The 6853-nt window shown below is 46.0% G+C and carries 9 protein-coding genes; 2 read left to right on the forward strand and 7 right to left on the reverse strand.

The genetic code is table 11. The features are described 5' to 3' along the window. Positions 1-129: 129 nt before the first annotated feature. From VHE34_RS06380 to VHE34_RS06395, 4 genes are all read right to left on the reverse strand, one after another. Positions 130-903 (reverse strand): hypothetical protein, encoded by a 774-nt coding sequence (locus VHE34_RS06380; RefSeq protein ID WP_325585836.1) that lies wholly within the window; start codon positions 901-903, stop codon positions 130-132. Between the two features lie 14 nt (positions 904-917). Beyond that, positions 918-1571, reverse strand: a complete 654-nt coding sequence (locus tag VHE34_RS06385) for a response regulator transcription factor (protein ID WP_325585838.1) — start codon at positions 1569-1571, stop codon at positions 918-920. Between the two features lie 81 nt (positions 1572-1652). Then, entirely contained in the window at positions 1653-2141 is a 489-nt protein-coding gene (locus VHE34_RS06390; RefSeq protein ID WP_325585840.1) for a hypothetical protein, read from the reverse strand. A 459-nt stretch (positions 2142-2600) separates the two neighbouring features. Further along, entirely contained in the window at positions 2601-2777 is a 177-nt protein-coding gene (locus VHE34_RS06395; protein WP_325585842.1) for a hypothetical protein, read from the reverse strand. A gap of 281 nt (positions 2778-3058) precedes the next feature. Here VHE34_RS06395 and VHE34_RS06400 point away from each other — a divergent pair, with 281 nt between their 5' ends. Further along, positions 3059-3328 (forward strand): hypothetical protein, encoded by a 270-nt coding sequence (locus tag VHE34_RS06400; protein ID WP_325585844.1) that lies wholly within the window; start codon positions 3059-3061, stop codon positions 3326-3328. 104 nt (positions 3329-3432) lie between these two features. On the opposite strand, the gene VHE34_RS06405 is transcribed toward VHE34_RS06400, so the two are convergent. The 3 genes from VHE34_RS06405 to VHE34_RS06415 all read right to left on the reverse strand — a co-directional run bounded on the left by VHE34_RS06405 (position 3433) and on the right by VHE34_RS06415 (position 6152). Then, positions 3433-4086, reverse strand: a complete 654-nt coding sequence (locus VHE34_RS06405) for a response regulator transcription factor (RefSeq protein WP_325585846.1) — start codon at positions 4084-4086, stop codon at positions 3433-3435. A gap of 42 nt (positions 4087-4128) precedes the next feature. Then, the gene (locus tag VHE34_RS06410; protein ID WP_325585849.1) at positions 4129-5403 is read right to left on the reverse strand and encodes a HAMP domain-containing sensor histidine kinase; all 1275 of its coding nucleotides are present in this window, start codon (positions 5401-5403) and stop codon (positions 4129-4131) included. Between the two features lie 302 nt (positions 5404-5705). Then, positions 5706-6152: a MauE/DoxX family redox-associated membrane protein gene (locus VHE34_RS06415; protein WP_325585851.1), complete on the reverse strand. Its 447-nt coding sequence runs from the start codon at positions 6150-6152 to the stop codon at positions 5706-5708. 62 nt (positions 6153-6214) lie between these two features. Between VHE34_RS06415 and VHE34_RS06420 the strand changes: the two genes are divergently transcribed. Beyond that, positions 6215-6853: carboxypeptidase regulatory-like domain-containing protein (locus tag VHE34_RS06420; protein ID WP_325585853.1), on the forward strand; the 639-nt coding region annotated here is incomplete at its 3' end.

Below are 6853 nucleotides of genomic sequence, written 5' to 3' on the forward strand. Positions count from 1 at the left end.
TTCGCCAGATACGATAAAATTGCTAGCTTATCCTTAACAGCAACCTCCTGACCAAAAGAGCAATTGACGCCAAGGAGGAAAATCACTACTACAAATCGCATGCTTTAGTGGCTTATTTATTCTTAGAAATCAATCCTTAAATATGACAAACGAATTCTTCTCCTTAATCCACTTGAAGAAAGGTGAGTTCATGAAATACTCATTTCTATACTCGGGTACTGCATTAATATCGTTGTATTTATCTGGGCTGTTATATTGAACAAAGAATTCAAAAATCACATGATTATGCCGCTGCAAAACATAGTCATAGACCAGGGCCGCCAGATCGGTGGAATAGTTCCCTATTGCAATCGGGTCAAATTTACCCCCTTGAAACTCCGATGGAAATGAAAACCCCATGATTCTATTTCTGTAGGGTTGCGACGGATTTTCTATTTTCAAATGAGGAATCGGAAGCAACTCTGAAATAAGGTCAAAGCGCTGCCCTGGCAAAAGGGCGGCTGCGTTTCTAGCAGTAACTCCGTACAAACTATAGGGTACTTTGTGGATTCTGGAAGAATCAGTCCTATTTACGAAGACCAGCGTCACTTTGGAAAAATAGTTGCAGCTATCGCCGAGAACATACTGTCGAACGACATCGAATATCTTGTCATCGTCCTCCAATTTTCTTTGATTCGACGCGTCAAAATATTCAATTGAACGCCAAAATCGAAACAGTAGCTCCCCCTTTTTCGTGTTACTGAAGGGTGTATATTCAAATCCGTTCTCATAGTTCAGGACGCGGGAAAGTAATTCTCCTTTGTACCGAACTGACCAGCCGGCTCCAGCGGCAGCATGGCATTTCGTTGTAAGTAAACTGGAGACACTTAAGAAACAGACTACTATTATGGCTCTTTTTAGCATATTACTTTTATTCTCTATTCAACGAATCTGTTTTTGAGTACCACCTTTACCAGGCCAATGCGAGTACTGACGTTAAACTTCGCAAACAGCGACGCCTTCAAGGCTTCGAAACTTTTCAACGTCATTTTATAGTCTTTGGCCATACCAATGGAATCCTCTTCGGAACATAGTCGCCTTACCAGCTCCCTTTCCGCCTCGGTGATGGAATACCAGGTGATGGATGCCGGCCGCTCCTCCGGAGGGGGGCTATCCCTGGGCAAATAGTCATTGTAATAAACGCCTTCATTTTCGACGGCCTCTATCGCCGCAAACAATTCGGGTGCGTCAATCCCTTTATATAAATAGGCCGCAGCGCCCAGCTTTATCATACGAATAATAGCTGCCTCTGAATTGTTCATCGTCAACACTATGACTCTTACAGAAGGCTCGTTCTTTTGCAGCCAAGCGGCTGTTTCGAATCCATCCATTTCCGGCATGTTGGCGTCGACAATAACAATAGTCGGCCTGTCGCTCAGTTCGGCTCCTCTAAATTGCCTTATGAAGTCCTTGCCGTTGGATGCCTGCACGTTTACCGTAAACCGCGTGTTTTGGTTAATAAATTCAGCTACGCTTCGCCGGAATAAATGATGGTCGTCCACCATGGCAATTTTTGTGTCAGAGACATACATAAGGTCCAACTATTACAAATAGGATTCGATTATCGTCAAAAAGCTTCGCCCTACAGGCAACCGAAATCACCATGCAACACTCTACCTGCAGGTCAGTAAAGCATGAAAAGATTCCGGCCACTCGGATCTGCTACCAACAAACCACCGCCGCAGTCCTCGATAGGATACTTCATATATGCCATATTCGTCCCGGTCGGTAATCTTTACATTATAAACTCGATAGGTCCCAAAGCGTGATATTGCATCGACCGAAAGCGCCGAAAGGCCACTGCTGTCAAATTCGATATGCCGATAGGTCAATGTTAGCGCTAAATGCCGCCGCACCCGTCGTTGAATCTTCGCCAGGTCATTCAGCGTAGTGGCGCGGCTTATGCTCGCTTCGAATAAAAAGGATGGCGCACACGGATCATTCTGGTCTTCGTTCCACAGATGGTTGTAATAACACTCGGCAAGTAGCTTTTCGATACCATCCTGCTTATTTTGCCCGCGTACAAGGAGGTTCTGAGACTGCGCATCTACGTTTAAGAAAGGTATCAAACCAAAAAGTAACCGGACAGCCATTTTTTTCATAACAGTTAATTGAATAAGGTTTATAAATAGATTGCCAGATCATCCAAACGGGATACTTAAACAAGGATACGCGTCGTCAATCCCATCATTTGCCCAATTTCCTCCCAAAAAAAGAACTTAATGTTCCGGTGTTGTTCCAACCATATCATATAGCCTTTAATGTCTTGCTTCACGCCCAGCAGGTGATAGACAGCTTCCCATCGTTCAGCTAGGTCAAAAAAAGATTTGTCACGTACCCCCTCGCGAACCGCTTTCTCCAATAGGCATATAAAGAGATGCGCACTGTCGCCAATGAAATACGATTGACACCAGATGTGCTCACAATTCAAGATTGCATTCCAAATGTCCTCTTCCCTGTTCCAGGCCGATGCAACCTCCATTCTAATATAGTCCGAATATTGAAGACATCTCCCTTGTTCGGCCGCGCTTACGGCCCTTAACCACTGGCTAACCAAGGTTCTATTGATGGACGTTATCCAACTGCTCCTCTCTATAAAGCAGGCCCTGGTGTCGGTATTCACGCGTATCGATGGTATATCTTCCATTTGTTCGCAGCTTATATACTCCCTCTGCAATAGGCATACTGACGCCATCGTGAGCGCACAAAGTCCCTCCCGCCTGCAATGGCCTCTTCATATCGGAATATTAATTTCTTGCAGGAAGGCTGCCGTGACGTGGCGACCAGCATGTCGCCTAGACGTCGGCACCCGGTCGCTTCTTGCGCGCCTGAGGAATGAGTAAGCTCCGGCGCAAGCATTTTACATCAAACGATAGGGCCGTTAAAACCTACACTAAGATAAATAAAGTTTGACAATCAAATAAGCATTTTACTTACTTAAATAAGTAAAACAACGACTACAATAAGTGTTTTACGCATTATTGATCGGCGTTTCACTGATCGCCCTTTTATTTGCATAATGCTGGAAAATAAATACTTGACGGCTAAGCAATTGCTTCTATCCGGAAAGATCAAAACCCTTTCCGAATTGCTTGCTATTGTCGACAAGACGCCGTTTTCCCGCCATGCCAAAACCACCCCAGAACGGTTTAACAAAATGATCGAAAATCCAGCGTTATTTCGCATGGGTGACATTTACAATATGGCACAAGTCATTGGTGTTGATGACAAACTACTGGTCGATCTGGTCCATAATGAGTATGTCAAGCGTCGGAGGAGAAGACATTAGGTATTTTGGCCTAACGGCAGTTCCCCTTTCCAACTGTATTCCGCGACCACCGCTCCTCGCCCTTTACGTTTTGCGAGTTACGTCTATCCAGATGTAAAAATAAATTAAAACCCTATATGTCTTTTTTTCTGGACGTTCGTCCAGCCGTCTGTACTGACCGAAATATTGTAGAGCGCCGCTAGTTCCTTCAACTCGACGACATTCTCCGTTTCGGTTTTGTCTAATATGTTTTGTTTGTGAGTGCGAACGGCTGAGCTCGATTTGCCGATTTGCTGGCTGATTTGGTTGGGGGACATCCCCTTTAGGAGGTAAGGTAGGAGCTCCTTTTCCGTAGCGGTCAAACGATCGAAGGGGCTTTCTGTTGAGTCGCTGACCGGCTTGATGTCAATGTCCTGATTATTGAAGAACGCAAGCAGTCGCCGAAGTGCGACCTCTTCCTTTTCCCCTTTTGAGAGGTAGCGAATGCCATATCGTTGCCGCAAGGTCTGTGCATACAATTTTGTCGGTTTATTCGAATTAACCATTATTTCAAGGGCGGGATAGCGGACAACAATTTTATCCAGCACCTCCATAGCATTGCCATCGGCAAGCGTAAGGTCAAGAACCAAATGGGAAAAGTTCGCATCCCGTAAGGCAGCGAGCAGATCGCGGCATGAATTAACTTCTGTCGGAGACTCCAAGCCTTCTTCGCGACAAATATTTCGCATGCTGCGAGCCATTAGCGGCTCGTCTTCGGCAATAATTATTTTTCTCCTCATAAGCTTAGGGTGTACCAACCCGAAGCCTTAACCTTGCTACAATTATGATGCATTCGCATTTACGGGAAACGCCACGGTAAAATGGGTTTCCTTGTTTATTTCACTGGTTGCTGTAATATTTCCGCCAAGCGCCTCTGCCAATAGTTTGGTGATGGGAAGACCCAAACCCAGTCTTTTGCTTGCAGAATGTTCACCGCTTGTAGAATACGGAACGAAAAGCTGGTGTATTTCATCAGCATCCAATCCTTTGCCTTCATTGGCGACCGTCAGTTGCCAGGAGGAGCCATTCCAACCCACGGTTATCTGGATGGTCTTCCCAGACGGGGAATTCTTTATGGCGTTGTCAAGCAGATTGAGGACAATGCGCCGGATTTTAACTCGATCAGAGACAATAAGAGTGGGCAACCCATCATCAACATCCAATTGGATTCGAATTTGCTTCTCATCCGCCATATACTTGTGTATTTCGATTATGGCGTCCAATTCATACACGAGATCCATTTCTTCCAATCGGTTGTTGGTAATCGACGTATTTTCCTTCCGCGCAAACTCCAGGAAATTGTTAAGCATGTATCCGTAGTATCGGGAGCCGTTGACAAGTTCGTCAATCTGGTCCTTTCGAATGCCTTTATCTCCATGGTTGTCGGAGAAGCGCTTGACACGCTCAATTATCGTAGACAGTGCTCGAAAGCCCGCTTGCATATCATGCGTCATGTGCTGCAATAAGATCTCGTTTTGAATTTGAGCGTTTTCAATGGATTTTATTTGAAGCGCGTACATCGTTAAAACGAGAACGACGAGAGATAATTCCATTCCGTCCACTACATAACGGCTGCTGGTAGCAATGGTGCCATTGAGCAAGCCTGCATTCAATTCCAATAGCAACATCCGAAAAACAACAATGAACCCGCAAATGATTCGGGTGGATGCTATCTGAAAGAGGAAGACAATAAGACATAGAGAAAGAACAAAGCCCAAGACCGTTGTTGTCATCGGCGTTGACATTTCTCTGGATACAATCGCACAAATAACATTTAAGACAATATAGAATAAGACGTTGGCAAATTCAAACCGCTTGCTTTTATTTAATATCATGACGAAGCAAAGAACGGGAATGCAAGCTACGGTTAAGAAAATTGAAGATTCGGAAAAATGTTGAATAAAGTGAGCGAGAAAACCTACCCCCAGGAAGGCAATGACAACTGCCGCAATAAGATTGACCTGGTTAGAAACATCGTACTCAGCTGACAGGCCACCGGAGCTTCGATATCCTGGCTTTACCCATTTTCCCATCCAAGTCATTACTCTTTGTTCCATGGTTTTTTAGATTCTCGTTGCTCGCAATGTATGTAGACGGATCCTTTAAATGAATAACCACTTTGGGTAGTCTTTCATCCGAAATTACACAATCTTGTATGGATTATCAAACCGTTATTCGGCAATCTGGACGATCGTCCAGATTGTATCAAGTTATAATCCTGTTGTTGTATCTTCAGGTTCTAATAGGATAAGGTTTAATGGTTATGGAAACTGGCTAGTGCTGGGCGGCTCCGAAAACAAAATGTATTGTGGGGCCGCTCATTTTTATTCCTTAGCTACCAGCTGGGGAGCCTTATTTCTTACTCTCCAACGGATGTGGTATATCTTTTATGTTTGCGCTCCTGAAAAGATAGCCAACTGCCCAGCAATGACAAGAAGAGGAATACAATGTTTAAAATGAGATGCTGTTTCCAGTTGAGCAACTCAATGACTCCTCCGCATGAGCAGGGTACGTAGGAAAAGCCGTTCATCAAAATAACGGCCGCATACACGGTGAAGACAGCCATGAATAGTGCGGACAGGAGGAAGCCCCACATTCGCCAGGGAGGGACAACGAGCAGTACAACGATCACAATTTCTATTGCAGGGATAGTATAGGCAAGAAATGGTGTCCATTCGTTTGGCAGCGGCTGGTTATTGATCTCGTTGATGAAGTGCGCAAAGTTGAGAATCTTACTCAGGCTGGCATAGGCGAACAGCAAAATAATGAGGCCGCCCGTTATCTCCAGTGTTATTTGTTTTTTCACGGCAGAATCGATTGAGTTAAGGGGTTTAAATCCAGAAGAATATGACAACTGCTTCTCCGGATATGAGACGTAAAAGATACAAAAAAATGCCGGGGCTATTGCTGGCCGCAGTCTCCCTTTTGTTATCTTATTGCCCGTCCTTTAGCCAGCAGGGAATCCGTTTAACGATGGACGCGCAGGACGTGTCCTTGGATATGGTCTTAAGGGATATTCAGCGGAAGACGGGGTATTTGTATATCCTGGACAAGGAGTGTGTCCGGACGGCGGGGAAGCTGAGTTTTTCGGTGCATAACGCTACCGTGGCCGAAGCCATGGACAGCATCCTGGGCAATCTGCCGATCTATTACCGACTGATTCATAAGTCGATCAATGTCTTTCCTGGCAGCATGGTATGGGGCCAGGTCATTGACGAACGGGGACAGGGAGTCGCGTCGGCGACGATCATGGTATCGGACGGCGATCCCCTGTCGGCTACGGTCACCGATGAGCAAGGCAAGTTCCGCCTGCGCCTGTTGGGGCAAGACCGGCCGCTGGTGGTGAGTTGCGTTGGCTACGGATCGCGGGAGTACCGGGTCTCGGGCGCCCAGGAGCTGCGGGTGCAATTGGCTCGGCAGGCGGGCGAGTTAGGCGGCGTGGTGGTGTCCAATGGTTTTGAAGACCTGCCGGCCGAACGGGCAACGGGCTCTTTTGTCCGGCTCGGC

This window comes from Puia sp., assembly GCF_035546395.1.
Classification (GTDB): domain Bacteria; phylum Bacteroidota; class Bacteroidia; order Chitinophagales; family Chitinophagaceae; genus Puia.

Excerpts from the sequence above, each read along its gene's own strand:
- VHE34_RS06380 (WP_325585836.1), bottom strand. The coding sequence starts at position 903 with ATGCTAAAAAGAGCCATAATAGTAGTCTGTTTCTTAAGTGTCTCCAGT.
- VHE34_RS06385 (WP_325585838.1), bottom strand. The coding sequence starts at position 1,571 with ATGTATGTCTCTGACACAAAAATTGCCATGGTGGACGACCATCATTTA.
- VHE34_RS06390 (WP_325585840.1), bottom strand. The coding sequence starts at position 2,141 with ATGAAAAAAATGGCTGTCCGGTTACTTTTTGGTTTGATACCTTTCTTA.
- VHE34_RS06395 (WP_325585842.1), bottom strand. The coding sequence starts at position 2,777 with ATGAAGAGGCCATTGCAGGCGGGAGGGACTTTGTGCGCTCACGATGGC.
- VHE34_RS06400 (WP_325585844.1), top strand. The coding sequence starts at position 3,059 with ATGCTGGAAAATAAATACTTGACGGCTAAGCAATTGCTTCTATCCGGA.
- VHE34_RS06405 (WP_325585846.1), bottom strand. The coding sequence starts at position 4,086 with ATGAGGAGAAAAATAATTATTGCCGAAGACGAGCCGCTAATGGCTCGC.
- VHE34_RS06410 (WP_325585849.1), bottom strand. The coding sequence starts at position 5,403 with ATGGAACAAAGAGTAATGACTTGGATGGGAAAATGGGTAAAGCCAGGA.